General features: G+C 40.9%; 14 protein-coding genes. 10 read left to right on the forward strand and 4 right to left on the reverse strand.

Going from position 1 to position 19,722, the window contains the following annotated elements; all coding sequences use genetic code 11:
• Window positions 1–157: 157 nt before the first annotated feature.
• Window positions 158–1,420 (forward strand): MgtC/SapB family protein, encoded by a 1,263-nt coding sequence (locus ABDV70_RS05030; protein WP_343595913.1) that lies wholly within the window; start codon window positions 158–160, stop codon window positions 1,418–1,420.
• Between the two features lie 41 nt (window positions 1,421–1,461).
• On the opposite strand, the gene rsmI is transcribed toward ABDV70_RS05030, so the two are convergent.
• Window positions 1,462–2,304 carry a 16S rRNA (cytidine(1402)-2'-O)-methyltransferase gene (rsmI, locus tag ABDV70_RS05035; RefSeq protein WP_343595914.1) on the reverse strand — a complete coding sequence of 281 codons (843 nt, stop codon included), beginning with the start codon at window positions 2,302–2,304 and terminating at the stop codon, window positions 1,462–1,464.
• Between the two features lie 118 nt (window positions 2,305–2,422).
• Between rsmI and ABDV70_RS05040 the strand changes: the two genes are divergently transcribed.
• The 3 genes from ABDV70_RS05040 to ABDV70_RS05050 all read left to right on the forward strand — a co-directional run bounded on the left by ABDV70_RS05040 (window position 2,423) and on the right by ABDV70_RS05050 (window position 4,506).
• The gene (locus tag ABDV70_RS05040; RefSeq protein ID WP_343595915.1) at window positions 2,423–2,824 is read left to right on the forward strand and encodes a YraN family protein; all 402 of its coding nucleotides are present in this window, start codon (window positions 2,423–2,425) and stop codon (window positions 2,822–2,824) included.
• Between the two features lie 79 nt (window positions 2,825–2,903).
• On the forward strand, window positions 2,904–3,626 hold the full coding sequence (locus ABDV70_RS05045; protein WP_343595916.1) for a BON domain-containing protein: 723 nt from the start codon (window positions 2,904–2,906) through the stop codon (window positions 3,624–3,626).
• Window positions 3,613–4,506, forward strand: coding sequence for an alpha/beta hydrolase (locus tag ABDV70_RS05050; RefSeq protein ID WP_343595917.1), 894 nt, complete (start codon window positions 3,613–3,615; stop codon window positions 4,504–4,506). Before ABDV70_RS05045 ends, ABDV70_RS05050 begins: the two co-directional genes overlap by 14 nt.
• On the opposite strand, the gene nudC is transcribed toward ABDV70_RS05050, so the two are convergent.
• The 3 genes from nudC to dnaQ form a co-directional block, all read right to left on the reverse strand.
• A complete protein-coding gene (gene nudC, locus ABDV70_RS05055; protein ID WP_343595918.1) occupies window positions 4,503–5,252 on the reverse strand; it encodes an NAD(+) diphosphatase in 750 nt (249 codons plus the stop codon). The genes ABDV70_RS05050 and nudC overlap by 4 nt on opposite strands.
• A 3-nt stretch (window positions 5,253–5,255) precedes the next feature.
• Window positions 5,256–6,902, reverse strand: a complete 1,647-nt coding sequence (locus tag ABDV70_RS05060; protein ID WP_343595919.1) for a chemotaxis protein — start codon at window positions 6,900–6,902, stop codon at window positions 5,256–5,258.
• Between the two features lie 115 nt (window positions 6,903–7,017).
• Window positions 7,018–8,382, reverse strand: a complete 1,365-nt coding sequence (dnaQ, locus tag ABDV70_RS05065) for a DNA polymerase III subunit epsilon (protein WP_343595920.1) — start codon at window positions 8,380–8,382, stop codon at window positions 7,018–7,020.
• A gap of 206 nt (window positions 8,383–8,588) precedes the next feature.
• Between dnaQ and ABDV70_RS05070 the strand changes: the two genes are divergently transcribed.
• The 6 genes from ABDV70_RS05070 to ABDV70_RS05095 all read left to right on the forward strand — a co-directional run bounded on the left by ABDV70_RS05070 (window position 8,589) and on the right by ABDV70_RS05095 (window position 19,119).
• The gene (locus ABDV70_RS05070) at window positions 8,589–11,879 is read left to right on the forward strand and encodes a LysM peptidoglycan-binding domain-containing protein (protein WP_343595921.1); all 3,291 of its coding nucleotides are present in this window, start codon (window positions 8,589–8,591) and stop codon (window positions 11,877–11,879) included.
• A 46-nt stretch (window positions 11,880–11,925) separates the two neighbouring features.
• Window positions 11,926–13,731 (forward strand): extracellular solute-binding protein, encoded by a 1,806-nt coding sequence (locus ABDV70_RS05075; RefSeq protein WP_343595973.1) that lies wholly within the window; start codon window positions 11,926–11,928, stop codon window positions 13,729–13,731.
• A gap of 13 nt (window positions 13,732–13,744) precedes the next feature.
• Complete coding sequence (yejB, locus tag ABDV70_RS05080) at window positions 13,745–14,812, forward strand: microcin C ABC transporter permease YejB (protein WP_343595922.1); 1,068 nt, start codon at window positions 13,745–13,747, stop codon at window positions 14,810–14,812.
• A gap of 1 nt (window position 14,813) precedes the next feature.
• Window positions 14,814–15,827 carry an ABC transporter permease gene (locus tag ABDV70_RS05085; RefSeq protein WP_343595923.1) on the forward strand — a complete coding sequence of 338 codons (1,014 nt, stop codon included), beginning with the start codon at window positions 14,814–14,816 and terminating at the stop codon, window positions 15,825–15,827.
• Window positions 15,799–17,385 carry a dipeptide ABC transporter ATP-binding protein gene (locus ABDV70_RS05090; RefSeq protein ID WP_343595924.1) on the forward strand — a complete coding sequence of 529 codons (1,587 nt, stop codon included), beginning with the start codon at window positions 15,799–15,801 and terminating at the stop codon, window positions 17,383–17,385. The genes ABDV70_RS05085 and ABDV70_RS05090 overlap by 29 nt, the downstream gene beginning before the upstream one ends.
• Window positions 17,386–17,901: 516 nt before the next feature.
• Window positions 17,902–19,119 (forward strand): glycosyl hydrolase family 28 protein, encoded by a 1,218-nt coding sequence (locus tag ABDV70_RS05095; protein ID WP_343595925.1) that lies wholly within the window; start codon window positions 17,902–17,904, stop codon window positions 19,117–19,119.
• Window positions 19,120–19,722 lie beyond the last annotated feature (603 nt).

Consider the following 19,722-nt stretch of genomic DNA (forward strand, 5'->3'; position numbering starts at 1 on the left):
TTTTTATTGCACATGATGCTACTTTTTTGCCCATTAGGTCATTCGTGAGTGGCGGTTTTTTATTCGATACTAGAGATACCTATAAAATTAGATTAAGCTGTAGTTAAATCCATTCATTTTTAAAAATTCGACAATAAAAACAATTCAGGTGAACAATATGGATGTGCTATATACGGGACATTCTTTTCAAGAAATTCTGATGATTTTTGCGACAGCTTTAGGTTGTGGCTTGCTCATTGGTTTGGAACGAGAGCGCCATCATTTTCAGGAAAAAACCATTATCTTTTCAGGTTTGCGGTCATTTGCGTTATGCAGTGTTTTAGGAACCGTTTGTTTTTCATTTGGGATTGAAGTGGGGATTGTCGGTGCGATACTTGTGGGTTGTATCGTGGTGTATTCACTGTGGTCGCAAAAGGATGACATTGGTACAACCACCGAATTTGCATTGATTCTGAGTTATTTTATTGGGGCGATGTGCTGGTGGAATATTGCTATTGCAGCTAGTCTGGCCGTTGTGATTACCATTGTATTGTTCACCAAACAATCCTTACACGGATTTGCCAGTCAGTGGGTGACGGATGCCGAATTAAAAGATGGCATTTTGTTGTTGGCACTGATTTTAATTGCCTTACCGTTAATGCCAAATCAGCCGCTGTGGGGAAATGTGCTCAATCCATATCTGATTTTAAGACTGCTCATCCTTATTTTAGTGGTGCAGTCATTGGCACATTTGGCTAAACGATTATTGTCCTCGAAAAATGCCTTACTTTTATCTGCTTTTGCCTCAGGTTTTGTTTCGAGTACCGCCACGATTGCCAGTTTGGGGCTACAGGTGCGTAAACGACCCGAGTTGGCTCAAGGTTATGCCTGCGCGGCCTTAGCGTCATGTGTTGCAACATTGGTACAACTGTTGTTGATTGTCGCGGGAATCAACTGGGTATGGCTTAAACAGATTACATTGCCGATTTTATTGGGCATTATCGTGTTATGTAGCGGTGTGTTTTGGTTGATGAAAATGGCGAAAAATGAAATATCCGTAACAGCACCAACTGAGCTGAATGCAGATAGCCAAATGTTCAGTCTAAAACAAGCCAGTATGATTGTAGTTGCACTGACCGTGATTCAGGTTGTGGTGTATGGGCTGAGTTTAGTGCTAGGAAAAGCAGGGCTCATTGTGGGGACTGCACTATCTTCACTTTTTGAGGTTCATGCAGCGCTTACAGCCATTGTGGTGCAGGGTAGTCCGACAGCAAATCAGTCTATTTATCTGGTGGCATTTATGATTGGTTTGGCCGTGCATGCTGTTTCAAAATGCGTGAATGCCATTATTTCTGGTGGTGGAAAATATGCGCTTTATTTTTCGCTTGTTCAAATTGCGCATATGGGTGTTGTGATTGGGACATTATGGTTATTGGCATGATAAAAGGTGTTGCAAACAGTTGTTACAACACCTCCAATTGTTTATTCGTCTTCAGCAGTCAGTTCTAACGCACGTTGATAGGCAATTTTCTTTTTGATGCCTGTTAAGTCCGCTGCCAATTGGGAAGCGGCTTTTACAGATAAATCTTGTAGTAGACGTTTAAGTAACTCGTCTAGTTTGTCTTGTTCAAGGTCTTTTTCTTGGGTTGCACCGCCTACAACCACGACAATTTCACCTTTTTGTTGATTGGTATCTTTTTCAACAAAATGAAGCAACTCACCAAGCGTCATTTTTTTAATAGTTTCAAAAGTTTTGGTAATTTCACGGGCAAAACCAACAGGACGATCTGCGCCAAAAACCTGAAGCATATCTTTGACACAATCTAAAATACGATGTGGTGCTTCATAAAAAATCAGGGTTTGCATTTCGTCTTTAAGTTTTTCAAGCTGTGCTAAGCGTTGGGATGATTTTGAGGGTAAAAAACCTTCAAAACTAAAGCGATCACTCGGTAAACCCACTGCACTTAAAGCTGCAATTGCAGCGCAAGCACCAGGAACTGGTACAACACGAATACCATGTTCTTGTGCCGCACGAACCAGTTTAAAACCAGGATCACTAATCAGTGGTGTACCTGCATCACTAATGAGTGCAAGATTTTCACCTGCTTTTAATTTATCAATTAATTGATTGATTTTATTTGATTCATTATGATCATGACAGGCAGTCAGCGGCGTATTGATATTAAAATGTTTTAAAAGCTGTGCAGACTGGCGGGTGTCTTCGGCCGCAATTAAACTCACCGATTTTAAGACATCAATTGCACGGAAGGTCATATCATCTAAATGCCCAATGGGGGTAGCAACAACAAATAACTGGGCACTCATAACAACCTCCGAGAGAAACCAAAAAGTGTAGTGTACTGCATTTGCATGCTTTGGTGCAGCGCTTTTACTTTTATCTGCCCGAGGTATAAATGCGAAACAGAGTCAGGATCAGCCAAAAATGACAACATCACAAAAAATAGGACAATGGGCGGAACAACACGCCATTCAATACTTACAAGCACAAGGGTTTCAATTGTTGTGGCAAAATTTTCATTCACGTTTTGGTGAAATTGATTTAATTTTGCGACGGGCAGATGAGTTGGTTTTTGTCGAGGTAAAAGCACGTTCTAATCGTCAGTTTGGCGAAGCCGTGGAAATGATCACCCCGCAGAAACAACGAAAAATTATTAAAACAGCAATGTATTTTCTTACTTGCTATCCACAATATCAGGCGTATTCTTGCCGATTTGATGCCGTTTGTATCCAATTTACGCAACAAATTGCAAAAAAGATACAGCAAGATTTTTCACAGCTCACTTATGATTTACATTGGATTGAAAGCGCATTTACTTTAGATTGAGCGTTCTGTAAGCTGTGAGCAGAATCTAAACAAATGTTTGAAACATTGAAAAAATTGCCATTTTAAGGAGTTTTTCTGAGTGTCTAAACGTATTATGTTGGCATTGTTATGTGCCGCAAGTTTATCTGGATGTGCGAGTTTTGTTGCAGGAGGAACTGGAACGACACCTGTAGGAACAGAAAGTGGTGAGCGTTCTTTAGGGCAGATTTTAATTGATAAGTCGATTGAGCGCACAGCAAATATTAATTTATATAAATTAGATGGGCGATTTAAACAATCTCGGGTCAATATTAAGAGCTTTCATAGTAATGTATTGCTCACAGGACAAGTCCCTGATGCATCTTTAAAACAATTGGCTGAAGATAATGTAAAAGCCATGAGCGATGTAAAAGCCGTACATAATTATATTACTGTTGGTAACCAGATTAGTTATAGCACCATCATGCAGGATGCGACTGTAACAGCAAATACCCGTGCTTTAATTGCCAAAGCACCTGTAATTTCTGACAGTAAAGTTTTAGTACATACCGAAGATGGTGTGTTGTATGTCATGGGGCGTTTAAATACCGCAGAAATTAATGATTTAAACAATGTCTTATCGCAAGTGGGGAATGTTACTAAAATTGTGACTTTGGTGGATAATATTGATCAGAGTGGTCGTAGTAATTTATTAAATTCTTCTGGGGTGCAAACGCCTGTTGCGGTAGATTCAGACAAAATGTCACCGACGACAACGACTACACCTTATACAAATAATCCGCCTTTAACACCTGCAAACGAGCAGAATAATGCAGCTCAATAATCGCTTTTCTTTATATCTAAATGACATTGCACAACAGGCAAAAACCCGATTGTCTGATTTTCGTATCTATGACTTAGCCAGTTCATCGTTAAACCGAATGACTTCACGGCAGAGTTTTGAGTTACAAGAAGATCTAGCCTATGGAGATCACCCACGCCATCGGCTAGATGTGTATCGTAGTTTGGTTCCGAGAGAGGAGCGCCCACTGATTGTCTTTGTTCATGGTGGCACTTGGTCGCGTGGGGATAAAAAAGACTATCTCTTTGTTGGTGAAAGCTTTGCCAAAGAAGGCTTTGATGTCGCGATTATTAACTACCGACTTGCGCCTGAATATATCTTTCCAAGTTATATTGATGACTTGGTATTGGCATTGAATTATTTAAATCAACAGCAAAACAAACTGGAGATATCAACAGAACATGTGATATTGATGGGACATTCTGCGGGTGGTTTTAATGTGATGTCAGCCGTTTACCATCCACAGGCGTATTTGTTGGAATGTAAACAGCAGATTAAGGCCATCGTCGGGTTGGCAGGGCCATATCATTTTGATTATCAGGGCGATATTTATCTAGAGCAGGCGTTTAACCCACATATCCCTTATCAGGACGTGATGCCGTATTATTTTGTTGAGCACAATCAAATTCAGCATATTTTATTGTTAGCAGAAAAAGACCGTATGGTGGCGAACAGTAATACTTTAGATATGCATCAGAAATTGTTGGAAAAGGGCAATAAAAGCCAAATATATAGCGTTCCAAAAACAGGGCATATTACCCTCATTGGAAGTGTTTCCAGCTTTTTTAGCCCATATTTTGACACCAAACAGGTGATTTTATCGCATTTAGATCAGGTGCTTATGAAAAAAAGCGCTGCTTAAAGCGCTTTTTCTTGAGTGATATGCATAATCATTTTATAGGCAATACTGCCGACATTTGGAATTTCAGGAAGTTGATCGTAGGCAAAAAATTGCGCACTGCGAATTTCTTCTTCCTGTAATTGAATTTCTCCACCTGCATATTCAGCATGGAATGCCAACATCAAATTGCTTGGGAAAGGCCACGGCTGACTGCCCAGATAACGAATATTCTTTAACTGAACGCCCACTTCTTCAAATGCTTCACGGGCAACTGCCTGTTCGAGCGTTTCACCTACCTCGACAAAACCTGCAATCAGGCTGTACATATCGCCCTGATGCTTGGCAGATTGAGCCAGCAAAACTTCTTGGTCATCTTTGGTGATGATGGTAATAATGCAGGGGTTAATGCGTGGATATTGTTGATAGCCACACGCCTGACACACCATGCAGTATTCGGTTGGGTGAATTTCTGTTTGTTCACCGCAATGACTACAGAAGCGGTGATTACGTCGCCATTCGAGCAATTGCATGGCACGACTGGCCTGCTCAAATTGGGTGGCACTCCATTGGGCAATCAGTTGGCGAATCGGCACAAACTTAAAGCCTTCAGGAATGAGTTCACCTTGTTTTAGATCTCGGGCAATGATTTGATCACCCGACTGAAAACTTAGGTCTCCCTCAAGTTTTTCGACTTGAGGAAGTTGCATTTGATCATCTACAAGCAGTTGTTGCTCGTGGAAAATATAGGCGAGAGAAAGCTCTGACATGATTTAAGCGGCACTTTGTAGTTTTTGACTATGGTCGAGCGCGACATCAAACATACGTTGCATAATCGGTTGATGATTTGCACGACTTTCCAATAGCATATCGGCACTTGCACAAACATCTAAAATATACTGGATTTGCTGGGTGCTGATGGGTTGTTGTTGTGTAACGTATTGCTCAACAAAACTGGCACAGTTTAAAAATGCTTGTGGTGCTTTTGGTCCATCTAACATAAACAAAAGTGCACCTGACATTTCTCTTAATTGGCTAGGTAAGTTTTCTAGGTATTCGACATTTTGAGTTTGTGCATAATTCATTAGATTCTGGCTAGAAAGGTCGATGAGCGCTTTTAATTCCTGTGCCAGAACCTCGTGTGCATTATCTAAACGGTCGAGGGCAATTCCAGTATTATGCACGTGATATTGCAGTAAGTCCGATTGGTACTGACGACTAAGTAAACCCAAATCGTTCAATGCTTGCAACAGACTATTCATTAATTGTTGTACAACATCGGTATCTTGCAGGGCTTGGGCATTGTACAGTTGTGCTAATGGCTGTTGTATTTGCTCTGCGGTTGTATTCATGTTTAGTACATGAAAAACACGTGCAATGGACTGTAGTTGTTGTTTAATTTCACCTAAACGGTCATTGCTGAAACTGAGATAGTTAAATTCAATATCTTTGCGCAGCGCAGTAATTTCGTCGCTCAATAAACTACAGATTGCTTGAATGGTTGTTTGATCAGGCCCAAACAGTTTTTTGTAGTACAGATGCAATTGATTGTCTGACAAAATATCATCATGCAAATTGAGCTGAGAGCGTAATTGTTCTGCTTCAGCATGATCTTGAGAAATACAAATACCGATAATGTCTGCAAGTTCGCTAATGGTTGAGGTAAATGCAGCAGGATTATCAAGCAATTGGCGGATTTGACCTTCGAGTTGAATGAGTACACGTAGGCGAGGTTGCGTCATGCGGCTTTCTGCCAAGTGTCGCAAGGCAATATTGACTAAGCCCCAATAGGTCTGACTGGCTGTGCTTTGTGCTAAAAATGCCACATGCTGCCCGACCAGTTGAAACCCAATGTAGTCAAGTGGATTGATTTTTTGGTGGCAGGCATGAAGTAAACAGAGTTTATACAGTGGATAAACGGAATCACTCAGTTCAGGCTTGGACACAGGTGCTGGTGTGAAGTTAGGCTGTACACATTCAAGTAACGCCTCAACCTGATGACCCTCACGTGTCAGTGGTTTGTTGAGTGCCAGTTCTAAATGGTTGCGTGTTTCAAGCAAAAATTGTGGAATGCTGACCTGTTGTAGGCAACTAAATTCGATGTAACGCTTTAACGTTGCCAAACCTTCACTTAAATATTCAACATCAGAACTTTTAATCTGCTGAGGATCACGAATCACATTGTGCATGAGTTCAGCACTATATTGTGTGATCTGTGCTAAAACAGGCAAATCAATAAGTTGTAAAATTTTGGCGCATTGTCGTAACTGCAATAAAGCATCATCAATTCCAAATGGTAACTGTTGTTCCTCTACCAATGTTGTTACAGCCGATTCTACATGTGTTATTGAGTTATCGATCTCATTTTTTATAATCAGTAATGCGGTTGGATCGAAATGAATCGCTGATTGATAAGACATTAATCTACCCCTATTTTTTGATTAAGTCATGTGTTGCGAAAGGACAAAATATTCCAGTCGACTTTGGCAATCATATAACTAAATATAGAGGTAGTTAAAGCCTTTTCACAGGAATTTATTTTCCAAAGAAACAAGGTTCTCCGTGTTTCTCCTGATATTTTGCCACCCACTGGTTATGCGCTTCGAGTTCTTCCTCCGAGGGTTCAATAACTGGCAGGCTGAGATCAAGTGCAAGTCTTTGTGCGGATGTTCCTGAGTTTTGTTCGGCATGGGAAAGGGCATCCATATCAAAAGAAACTTGCCCGCCCGTCATGGCTAAATAAACGTCGGATAAAATCTCGGCATCTAGCAATGCGCCGTGGTACGTACGGTCACGTGCCGGAATCTCATAACGTCTAACCAACGCATCAAGTGAGTTTTTCTGTCCTGGGTGTTTACCTTTTGCTAGTGCTAAGGTATCGGTCACTGCACAGACGGATGATAGGGTTGGCAATCCTGCGCGTTGAAACTCCATATCAAGGAAGTTCATATCGAAGGTTGCGTTATGGGCAATAATTTCAGCGCCTTTTAAATAGTCAAATAGCGTTGCGGCAATTTCTGCATAGACAGGCTTGTCCGCTAAAAATTCATCGGTAATACCGTGAATTTCAACCGAGTCACCGACAGGTTTCTCAGGTCGGATATAAATATGAATAGAACTACCTGTGAGTTTACGATTGATCATTTCAATCGCGCCTACTTCAATGATTCGGTCATCGTTTTGATAGTAAAAACCTGTGGTTTCTGTATCTAGAATCAGTTGACGCTGTCCATGTACTTCAAGCGTTGCAGGAGTAAGCTTAATGTGCGGATGTTCGCTATGTTCCTGCACTGATGGCGAAGTGGACTCTTGTTGGTGATTTAGAACTTCTTCTGTTTCTTCAGATGTTTCAGCCATCAGAGGGTCATCTTCTGATTCAGTGTCTGTGCCAATATCCAGACCAAAAGGATCATCCAGTAGCCAGTCAGATTCAGACTTTTTTATATCTTGCATGGTGGCCTCTTTGTTTTTGTGTTGATCTCGTGTTTGGTCTGCGCCTAAATTGGCTAAATGGTCTGCCATTTCATTGCCTTCATGACCTGCATGACCTTTAATCCAGTGCCATTCAATGTCGCGCCCCTGACAGGTCTGATCGAGTTCTTTCCAGAGGTCTGGATTTTTGACATCTTTCCAGTTTTTCTTTTTCCAACCATGAATCCATTCGGTAATGCCTTGTTTAACGTAGTTGGAGTCTGTCCAGATAATTAAATGTGCATCGGCTGGACATGCACGAATACCTTCGATTGCGGCTTTTAGTTCCATACGGTTGTTGGTGGTATTGAGTTCACCACCATATAGTTTTTGTTTGGTATCATCATAAATGATGTATGCACCCCAACCACCTAAGCCAGGATTTCCGCGACAAGCGCCATCAACATATAGTGTGATTGTCTGTGACATGATACAAAACCCAAACTCAATTTTAAAAGAAAACGTAATATTCTAAACCCAAAATCGTAATATTCGTGCATTCGCTGATATTTTTTAATTTCTTGTAACATTTATGTCCAAATCAGCATAGCATATGGCCTTGCCTGATGAGCACGCTTTAATACAATGGCTCTATGTGAATATTACAATTATCACGACTTTGTTTGGAACCGTATATGTTTAAACCAACCACAGCATTGTGGCAAATTCCTGTACCGCAATTTTTTAAACTTTCTTTTTTAAGTTCAACAATTGCCGCTTTGGCATTGACGACAGGATGTAGCTCAACTACAACAACACATCCTACAAAGTCCAAAAATATGGGGAGTGGGGACTATCTTGATGCATCTTCTTTGGACTCATTGGAAGATTTACTTTCAGCAACGGATATGAGTGCGGTAGAGGGAGACCGACTGCTTATTTTAAAACATGGTGACGTATGGAAGCGTATGACCGTTGGTTTTAAAATGGATGAAGGTCGTTGGGATCCACGAATTGAAGCACAGCGTAACTGGTTTGTTTCTCGCCAACCCTATCTAGATCGTTTAAGTGCTCGTGCCAGCCGTTATTTATATCATACCGTAAAAGAAGCAGAACGCCGTGGTATGCCGACAGAGTTAGCGCTTTTACCTGTGATTGAAAGTTCATACGACCCAGCAGCCACCAGTTCGGCATCGGCAGCGGGTTTATGGCAGTTTATTCCAAGTACTGGACGTATTTACGGTTTGCAGCAGACGGGTTCTTATGACGCACGTCGTGATGTTGTCGAATCAACACGTGCAGCTTATGAATTTTTGGGCAGTTTATATAATCAGTTTGGATCGTGGGAGTTGGCTTTAGCTGCTTATAATGCGGGGCCGGGGCGTGTACAACAGGCGATTAACCGAAATGCAGCAGCAGGCTTGCCAACAGATTATTGGTCTTTAAAATTACCAGCAGAAACCATGAACTATGTTCCTCGGTTTTTAGCTGTTGCTCAGATTGTGAAAAATCCGCGGGCATATGGTGTCGTGTTACCACCAATTGCAAACCGTCCCCATTTCCGTGAAGTGAAGGTACCTGCGGGCGCATCTTTGAGTGATATTGCGAATTTGACAGGCTTAAGCCGTACAGAGTTATATTCATTGAACCCGGGTTATCGTGGTGAAATTATTGATCCTGCAAGCCCTGCAAGAATTTTAGTCCCTTCAGATGTCAGCCCTGCAATTGATAAAAAATTGATGGCGTTGAAAAGTGGTTATTCGGGTTCAACAGGTGGATTTTGGGCAGGTAGTCGCAGCGTGACGCCACCGAAGGCATCAACTTCTGTGACCACAGCAACACGAGCGACATCTTCTGGTACGGTGCTTACACCAAGCAGAACAACACCGCCACCGATTACAGCGACAACATCGAATAGTGCCAATGTTGCTTCAGTAATCAGTCGTCCAAGCAGTAATAATGTCAGTACAGGTGCACATAAGCAAACACCTCAGGACGCCAATGCTTTGGCAATGTTTGCTAATAATGCCGATGTTCCGAGTGCACCACGTATCCCTGTTGCTGTGACAACAGCAAACACGGTGAAAAAGCCAATTGCGGTAGAGCCTCCTATTTCACTCAAAGAACGTGAGCGTATTCAGGCTGAAATTCGTTCTGACGATTTAAAGAACGAAACAGTGAAACAGGTGGTTGACCCTGTTGCATCGAGCAAGGAAAAGCAGCAAGTTGTAAATGAAATTAAAGCAATTGCACCTGCTGGAACAGAGATTGTTGATCCATACGATGGCAAGATTAAGTTAACAGCAATTCAAACCAGTTTGTCAGTTGCTGAAAATGAAGGTAAGGAAGTGAGCAAAAGCTTCTCTTATCCAAAACAACTTGTGGAATCGACACCTGAAACATCTCCAGATGTACAGCGTAATAAAGACAAAAACTATATCCAGACAGATACGGATGTTGTGGTTGTAGCACCGAAGGGACAACGAAGCACTTATACCGTGATTTCTGGGGATACACTTGCCATTATTGCTATGAAAAATGGTGTGTCATGGCGTGATATTGCAAAATGGAACCAGATTGATCCAAATGCACCTTTGTATGCAGGAACAACCCTGTATTTGTATAATGCAAAACCTCAGAGCAGTAATAGTTCATCCTCAACGACAACAAAAGCCGCAAAACCAGAGAGTTATGTGGTCAAAGCCAATGATAGTTTGACAGGGGTTGCCAATCAGTTTGGATTTACCGTAAAACAACTGGCGGACTGGAATAATTTAACCACGACCAGTAATTTATTTGTTGGTCAGAAGCTGAGTTTAAAAGCGCCAGAGGTAGAAAAGCCAACTGCGGAAAATGCTCGTAGCCATACAACGACCAATGCCACTAAAGCGGTAAAAATTAAAACCAAACTTTATGTGGTAAAACGTGGTGAATATCTGAAAATGATTGCAGACCGCTATGGTTTGTCAAATCAGGAATTGGCTGATTTAACTTCGGGATTAACACCTTCAAGTTCGTTGATGGCGGGACAAAAGATTCATGTTCCTTTGCATGAAGTGACTCCAGAAACAGATGCATCAGTAGCAAGTACACAGAGCAATAATGTAGAAAAGGAACAGATTAAGACTGAACGTTATAAAGTTCAACATGGTGATAGCTTAAGCAGTATTGCTGCAAAAGCGAAAATGTCTTTAGGTGATTTTGCCAAACTGAATAATTTAAGCACCAATAGTTCAGTTCGTGTTGGGCAAACGTTGAAAATACCTGAGGGGATGACTGTACCAGATGTGTATACGGTTAAAAGTGGTGATCATCTTTCAAGTATTGCAGCTCAATATGGTTTAACCGTTGACTATATTGCCAAACTCAATGGATTGTCTCGAACATCGGGAATTCGTGTTGGACAGCATTTGAAATTAACAGGTGACTTGCCAAGTGATGATAGCAATAGTAGCAGTACAGATGACGCCGCAGATGCGACAAGTTATGTGGTGAAACCGGGCGATACGCTCGCAACTGTTGCAAAAAAATATCACTTAAAAACTGTGTATTTGGCAGAGTTAAATGATTTAACAGCATCGTCCAGATTGCGAATTGGTCAATCATTAAAGTTAAAAGAAGATGCTTCTGCAAAGACGGAGGTGAAGGCGGCCACCAACACAGCCAAAGCTGTTGTATCGACAAAAGACACAGAAACTTATGTGGTTCAGGCAGGGGAGTCATTAACAAGTTTGGCAAATCGTTATGGTTTGAGTGTTAAAGCGTTGGCTGAAATGAATGATTTGACGCCAAAGTCGAGTTTGCGCCGTGGGCAAAAAATTAGTGTGCCTAAGCAGACGACAACTTATAAAGTTAAATCAGGGGATTCACTCATTCGCTTGGCAGCTAAATATGATATGGATGTCAAACAGTTAGCCGAGATGAATAACCTAGAGCCAAATTCGCAATTGCGTTTGGGAACAACTTTAAAAGTGCCTAATTTATAACGCAGATGGATAAGGTCGTGGTCGGGTGAAAGTCTATTATGTTGTATTGGGAATACTGGGTTTTATAAGTCAGAATTTAGCTGCAAAGCTGGAAACAACACCTTATATTGCGATTCATAGCTCGGCACAATATCGGGCTTTACCCGCCATGCCTTATGCCAACCCAAATGCACCCAAAGGGGGGTATTTGGTACAGGCCAGTAATGGAACATTTGATAATCTAAACAGTATGAACGGTAAGGGAAGTTCAACCGATGGGGTGAACTATCTCTTTGATAGCCTGATGAGTAGCTCACTAGATGAACCTAGTGTGTTATATCCTTTGGTGGCGAAGACCGCGACTTTTGACCCTGAACAAATTCATTTTGTCATTTTCCAGTTAAACCCTCGTGCACGGTTTAGTAATGGTCAACCGCTTACCGCAGAAGATGTGAAATTCAGTTTTGACACCTATCAAACCAAGTCGAATTTTGGTTTGCAGATGTATTTGGCCGATTTAGCCAAAACTGAGGTGATTTCTAAATATGTTGTAAAGTGTACGTTTAAATCTAAAAATAACCCTGATATGCCCGTCATTTTGGCAACTTTACCGCTGTATTCTAAGGCGGATTGGGCACATAAAGATTTTGGTCGAGTCAGCTTACAGCCCATTTTGGGTTCTGGCCCCTATCTGATTGACCGTATTGATGCAGGGCGTAGCATCAGTTATAAACGAAATCCAAATTACTGGGCGAAAGATTTACCCGTCAATCGGGGGCGATATAATTTTAATCAGCTTAAATATGTGTATTACCGAAATATTGATACGGCTTTTGAAGGTTTTAAGTCGGGTCAATATACCCTTCATGAAGAAATCATGGCTCGTAAGTGGGTCACGGAATACCGTTTCCCTGCTGTGCTTTCGGGTAAAGTTGTCAAATATCGTTTTGCACACCACAATCCAATTACGACACAAAGTTTTGTGTTTAATGCCCGCCGTGCGCCTTTAAATGACATTCGTTTGCGTCAGGCATTATCGTATGCTTATGATTTTGAATGGCAAAATAAGGCCTTGTTTTATGGACAATATCAGCGCTTACAAAGTTATTTTGCCAACAGTGAACTTGAGGCAAAAGGCAAGCCAAATGCGGCTGAACTCAAAATTTTACAGCCTAAATTAAATCAATTAGATCCGATCATGCGTCAAGGTGTATTGCAAGATTGGCGTTATCCTGTGTCAGATGCCAGTGGTTTTAACCGTAAAAATTTGATTATTGCCCATCAGTTGTTACAAAAGGCTGGCTATCGGGTTGAAAATGGTCAATTGAGAGATCATCAAGGCAAGCCGATCCAGTTTGAGTTTTTGATTCATCAGGATGGTTTACAACGGACATTGATGCCATTTGTGCGCAACCTTAAAAGATTAGGGATTCAGGTAAATATTCGTCAGGTCGATGTACCACAATATTTAGAACGTATGCGCCGTTATGATTTTGATTTAACCACCAATGCCATGCCACAAAGTTTAACCCCGGGCAACGAGCAAACCCAATTTTGGGGCAGTGCTGCGGCAGACCAGATTGGAAATTATAATTATGCGGGCATTAAAAACCCTGTCATAGATGCAGTGATACAGGATGTGATTCATGCCAAAGACCGTCAACAGTTGATTGTTGCGACCCATGCGTTAGATCGGTTGTTACGTGCGGGGTATTATCAAATTTTGACTTATGGAAAGGGCGAAACATGGTATGCCTATTGGAATATGTATCGCCAGCCCGCGATTAAACCGAAACTCTCAGCAGGGATTGACTATTGGTGGTCAGATCCCAAAGCACAACAACAAATAACCCAATATTTGCGCCAGCATTAAATAAGGAGTGGTGATGGGCGGATATATTCTGAAACGGCTTTTGCTGATTATTCCAACATTATTCTTTATTTTATTGGTCAATTTTCTGATCGTACAAATTGCACCGGGTGGCCCTGTTGAGCAAACCATTCAACAAGCAGAAAGTTATCAAAATGGGAAAACGATAGCAGGTGCAGAAACCTCACCGAGCACAGATACACATTACCAAGGGGCAAGAGGGTTAAGCCCCGAAATGGTTGAAAAAATTAAGGCGCAATATGGGTTTGACCAACCCGCGTATTTACGCTTTTGGAAAATGCTTACGGGATATATGCATTTTGACTTTGGTATCAGTTTTTTTAAAGATAAACCCGTAACGCAATTACTCTGGGAAAAAATGCCTGTCACCATTTCGCTTGGGTTATGGAGTACTTTATTGATTTATCTGGTGTCGATTCCGCTGGGGATTCAAAAAGCCAAAAAACATGGTTTGTGGTTTGATCGGACAACATCAATTTTACTGGCAATTGGCTATGCCGTGCCAAGTTTCGTGTTTGGGGTATTGTTGATCGTTTTTTTTGCGGGTGGTTCATATTTTCAGTGGTTTCCCCTGCAAGGATTGGTCTCGGAAAACTTTGATCAGTTGAGTCTATGGGGGAAAATCACCGATTACTTTTGGCATATGGCTTTGCCATTGTTGACGATGGTGCTAGGCGGCTTTGCCAGCCTGACTTATTTAACCAAATATTCGTTTATGGAAGAAATGCATAAACAATATGTGTTGGCAGCAAGAGCAAAAGGTCTGAGTGAAAACCGTGTGTTGTACGGGCATATTTTTCGTAATGCGATGTTAATAGTCATTGCAAGTTTACCTGAAGCTTTGGTCGGTGTTTTTTTTGCAGGAAATCTGTTTATCGAGATCTTATTTAATTTAGATGGATTGGGGTTTCTTGGGTTTGAAGCCGTTGTGCAACGAGATTATCCCGTGATTTTTGGGACGTTATTTATCTATACTTTGATTGGTTTATTGCTAAGGCTGATTGGCGATATTTTGTATCAAGTGATTGATCCTCGAATTAATTTTGACGCACGGGGAGGCTGAAATGTCACCTTTGATGCAGGCAAGACTACAACGATTTAAACAGCATAAACTTGGCTGGATCAGTTTCATTTTATTCAGTCTGATTTTTATTGCATCCCTTGGTGCGGAACTGATTGCCAATGATAAACCCTTGTTTGTACGTTATCAGCAGCATGATTATTTTCCTATGCTACACAGCTACCCTGAAACGACTTTTGGGGGCGTGTTTGAAACAGAGGCAGATTATAAAGACCCTGCGGTACAAAAACTGATTAATGCACAAGGCTGGATGGTGTGGCCAATGGTTCGTTATGCCGCACAAACGCCAAATCTGGAATTAAGTATTCCTGTCCCTTCAAAACCCACAACTGAGAACTGGCTTGGCACAGACGATCAGGGACGAGATGTGTTTGCCCGTATTTTATATGGCCTAAGAGTTTCATTACTTTTTGGTTTTGCATTGACATTCGGCTCGGCGGTGTTTGGTATCTTGATTGGTGCGATACAGGGTTACTATGGCGGATGGGTTGACTTAATCGGGCAACGTGTTTTAGAAGTCTGGGGTGGTTTGCCGATGTTGTTCATCGTGATGATTTTGGTGAGCATGTTTACCCCGAGTGTTTCGTGGTTATTTTTGATTATGCTACTTTTTGGCTGGACGTCTTTGGTGGGGCTGGTTCGTGCTGAATTTTTACGTGCACGTAATCTGGACTATGTCCGTGCGGCTCAGGCTTTGGGTGTGCCTGATTATCTGATCATGTGGCGGCATATTTTACCCAATGCCATGAGTTCGAGTTTATCGCAACTGCCATTTATGTTGACTGCTAATATTACAGCACTGACAGCACTGGATTTTTTAGGCTATGGACTTCCACCCGATGCCGCTTCTTTAGGTGAATTATTGCTACAGGGTAAAAATAATTTAAATGCACCGTGGTTGGCTTTATCTGGCTTTTTTACCTTGGCACTTGTTTTGTCATTATTGATTTGTATTGGAGAGGCAACCCGTGACGCATTCGATCCAAGACAACACTAATCTATTGTTGAAAGTTGAGCATTTGACCATACAAAGTCCGCAGCAGACTTTGGTACAAAATCTAAATTTTGAGCTTGCCGCAGGGAAAACACTTGCGTTTGTAGGTGAAAGTGGTTCGGGGAAATCCTTAAGTAATTTGGCGATTTTAGGTCTATTACCCGAAACGCTACAGGTCACAGGACAGATCACATTTCAGGGGCAAACGATATTGCCTTATGATCAGGCACAATTGCAAAATTTGCGCGGCCAGAAAATTGCCATGATTTTTCAGGAACCGATGACCGCTTTAAATCCATTGCATCGGGTTGAAAAAATTATTGGAGAAACTTTGCTGTTACAGGGCATGAGTCGTCATGTGGTACAGCAAAAAGTGATTGAGCTTTTACAGGATGTCGGCATTACCGATCCCGAGCAAAAACTTAAATCTTACCCACATCAACTGTCGGGTGGGCAACGTCAACGGGTGATGATTGCGATGGCGTTGGCACAAGACCCAGACCTACTTATTGCTGATGAACCTACAACGGCTTTAGATGTCACTTTGCAGGCACAAATTCTGCAACTCCTGAAAAAATTACAGCAACAACGTAACATGGCAATGATTCTGATTAGTCATGATCTGGCATTGGTTCGACATTATGCTGATGAAGTCGTAGTGATGAATCAGGGACAGGTTATCGAACAAGGTCATATCCAACAGGTATTTGAACAACCACAGCAAGCCTATACCCGCCATTTACTCCAACAGGACTTTGGACGGGCACTTCATATAGATTCACAACAGGTTCTATTAGAACTCAAACAACTGAGTGTCAAATTCCCAAGAAAACGTGGGTGGTTGAACCACATCACTGACTTTACAACAGCACTTGAGGCGATGAACCTGACTTTGATGCAAGGGGAGTCGATTGGTATTGTGGGGGAAAGTGGTTCGGGAAAAACCTCATTGGCTTTGGCTGTGGCAAGGTTGTTACCTAGTGAAGGGCAAATTGTGCTACTAGGGCAGGATTTAAACCTGTTAAAAGAGAAAGCATTGCGCCCGCAACGTACGCAATTTCAAATGGTATTCCAAGACCCATACAGTAGTTTAAACCCACGCCTAACGGTTGCAGAGCTGATTGCCGAAGGGCTTATATTAAAAGGGAACTTAAATGACAAACAACGCCAACAGCAGATTGAACAAGCTTTGGGTTATGTTGAGTTACCGACTTCATTTTTAACACGTTACCCGCATGAATTATCAGGTGGGCAACGGCAGCGAGTAATTTTAGCAAGGGCTTTAATTTTACAGCCTAAATTACTCATTTTAGATGAGCCAACGTCAGCTTTAGACCGAACCACACAACGTGGCATTGTCACATTGCTAAGACGTTTACAGCAGCAATTTGACATGAGTTATTTGCTGATTAGCCATGACTTACAGATTGTACGAGCATTGTGCCAGCAGGTTTTGGTTTTGCATCAGGCTCAGGTAGTTGAATTTCAGCCAACAGAACAATTATTTAAAACACCTCAAATGGCCTATACCCAACAATTAATCGAAGCGAGTCAATACTAGATTTTGGTTGATTGGGAACAAACAAGCCATCAAAATCGCTATAACATCGACTAAGAAATTTAAGATTGAATGATATAGCAAATGTTCAATTGGGCATCATTTTAATACATTGGTTTTTGCTAATGATATTAGAAAAAGATGGGTTTTTGAAAAATGGAATGGGCATTGGGCAATAAAAATATTAAAAAAATCGAAAAGCAAATTTTTAAAATAAAATGAGGATAACTGGTGCTTTAAATAAGCTAAGTATTGGTTTTTATTGTTGATATTGGCGTTAAATGCTTTGGTAAATTGGGCATCAAATATTTTGTAAAATTAATCTGAATTTCAGAATTCTCCGATAATGTAGTTCGCGGAAAAGCTTTGTTTTGTAGTATTTTGTTTTTTAAAATCAATTTGTTGCAAATACAAGGCTTTTCTTATATGTGTTCTATATATCTATTTTTTATATCGAACTCAGGTTGGTATAAAAAAGTTAAAACCAATAATACTACTTTTTTCTTGGGGTATCGTTTTATGTTTAATTCTGCTCGTGTTTATTCGACAGGGATGGTGTTATGTGCCGGTTTATCTATGATTCAAATCGCATCAGCATCAGATACACGAACTGTTCGGGAGCCAGTGATTCCTTCCTCATGTGCTACTTTAAAAGCAACAGGAAGTGATACAACACGGATGATTCAAACTGCATTGAATAATTGTTCAAGTGGCCATGCCGTAAAATTAATTGTTCAAGGTTCGCAACGCAATTTTTATTCAGGCCCATTGGTTATTCCATCAGGTGTAAGCCTGTGGGTTGACCAAGGTGCGATTTTACATGCCTTAAACAGAGCCAGTGCTTTTGATAATGGCAATAGAACCTGTGGAACGCTAGATACAAAAGGTAATGGATGCTCTGCATTGATTACTATGAACTCGGCTTCCAATTCAGGTATTTATGGTTTAGGCAGCATAGATGGGCAAGGTGGGGTGACATTGAGTGATAAAAATATCAGTTGGTGGAACTTGGCACAACAGGCGAAAACATCTGGCAAGAAGCAAAACGCACCGCGTTTAATCCAAATTAATAATGGTCATAATATCACCTTATATAAAATTACTTTAAGAAATTCACCAAACTTCCATGTTGTATTCAAACAGGGGGATGGTTTAACCGCGTGGGGGGTGACAATCGATACACCAGCAACAGCACGTAATACCGATGGTATTGACCCAATCTCATCTAGAAACGTTACGGTTACACATAGTTATATCAGCACAGGCGATGACAATGTGGCGATTAAAGCCAATCCATCCGCAGGTTCTTCAACGAATATGAGTTTCATTGATAATAGATTTGGAGCTGGTCATGGTCTATCAATTGGAAGTGAAACGACGGATGGTGTTTATAATATTGATGTGAATGGTTTGACGCTCAGTGGTACGACCAATGGACTGCGAATCAAGAGCGATCAATCTGCGTCGGGTGAAGTTGCAAATATTCACTACAATCAAGTGACGATGACTAATGTTCCAAATGCGATTGTAATGGATACGGTGTATGAGAAAAAATCGGGAAATACCAAAGCGTATTGGCATGATATCAGCTATAACAATATCACTGTAAATGGTGCATCAAGATTTATCTTTAATGGAACAAATGCATCAAGACCACTTTCAGCAACCATGAGAAACATGCATTTATCGAATCAAATTACATGGACTAAAATTAACGCGAATATTCTTCAATATTAAAAGTAAGTCTGCATTTTTGATTTAACCGTTGGTGTATCGATGTTTGATAAAAATATCGGTACACCAACAACTTTGAATATGTCATTTACAAGAGCCATTCATTATAAAAAATATCACAATCTAAATTGTTTGTTTAAGCCGAGATTATCTTTAGGCTTTTAGGGTTGCAGAAGATTTCTAAAAATGGACGTAAGATGAGTTATAAAAAATTACACTCAAATACGTTCAAGATTTTCTAGTAGAAATAACAGGTGTAAGAGATTCAAGGTATGGCTGTGAAGGATCTGAGATCATCTTTTTTTGCATGATTAAAAAATGGTTTGAATAAAATCACTTTTGTTTTTAAAAGATAATTTATCTAAACTCGTTTAAAATGCACCCAAAGAATTAGAGTAATTTAACATGAGTGTAGTTTTGATATTTGCAACGGGGCTTATCATTGGTTTTATTCTTGGGCGCAATACGACTGATAAAAAACGAGAGAGACCCAAGCTGGAACTAAGAGAACGTATACATCACCATTTATGGCTTGGTGAGATTGTGAAATCTTGATATTGAAGAAATGCAATTTTTAGATAGAAAAAAGCCCAGTCGTGTATTGAA

It is taken from the genome of Acinetobacter sp. (genome assembly GCF_039596015.1).
GTDB lineage: Bacteria > Pseudomonadota > Gammaproteobacteria > Pseudomonadales > Moraxellaceae > Acinetobacter.

Excerpts from the sequence above, each read along its gene's own strand:
- ABDV70_RS05030 (WP_343595913.1), top strand. The coding sequence starts at position 158 with ATGGATGTGCTATATACGGGACATTCTTTTCAAGAAATTCTGATGATT.
- rsmI (WP_343595914.1), bottom strand. The coding sequence starts at position 2,304 with ATGAGTGCCCAGTTATTTGTTGTTGCTACCCCCATTGGGCATTTAGAT.
- ABDV70_RS05040 (WP_343595915.1), top strand. The coding sequence starts at position 2,423 with ATGACAACATCACAAAAAATAGGACAATGGGCGGAACAACACGCCATT.
- ABDV70_RS05050 (WP_343595917.1), top strand. The coding sequence starts at position 3,613 with ATGCAGCTCAATAATCGCTTTTCTTTATATCTAAATGACATTGCACAA.
- nudC (WP_343595918.1), bottom strand. The coding sequence starts at position 5,252 with ATGTCAGAGCTTTCTCTCGCCTATATTTTCCACGAGCAACAACTGCTT.
- ABDV70_RS05060 (WP_343595919.1), bottom strand. The coding sequence starts at position 6,902 with ATGTCTTATCAATCAGCGATTCATTTCGATCCAACCGCATTACTGATT.
- dnaQ (WP_343595920.1), bottom strand. The coding sequence starts at position 8,382 with ATGTCACAGACAATCACACTATATGTTGATGGCGCTTGTCGCGGAAAT.
- ABDV70_RS05070 (WP_343595921.1), top strand. The coding sequence starts at position 8,589 with ATGTTTAAACCAACCACAGCATTGTGGCAAATTCCTGTACCGCAATTT.
- yejB (WP_343595922.1), top strand. The coding sequence starts at position 13,745 with ATGGGCGGATATATTCTGAAACGGCTTTTGCTGATTATTCCAACATTA.
- ABDV70_RS05085 (WP_343595923.1), top strand. The coding sequence starts at position 14,814 with ATGTCACCTTTGATGCAGGCAAGACTACAACGATTTAAACAGCATAAA.
- ABDV70_RS05095 (WP_343595925.1), top strand. The coding sequence starts at position 17,902 with ATGTTTAATTCTGCTCGTGTTTATTCGACAGGGATGGTGTTATGTGCC.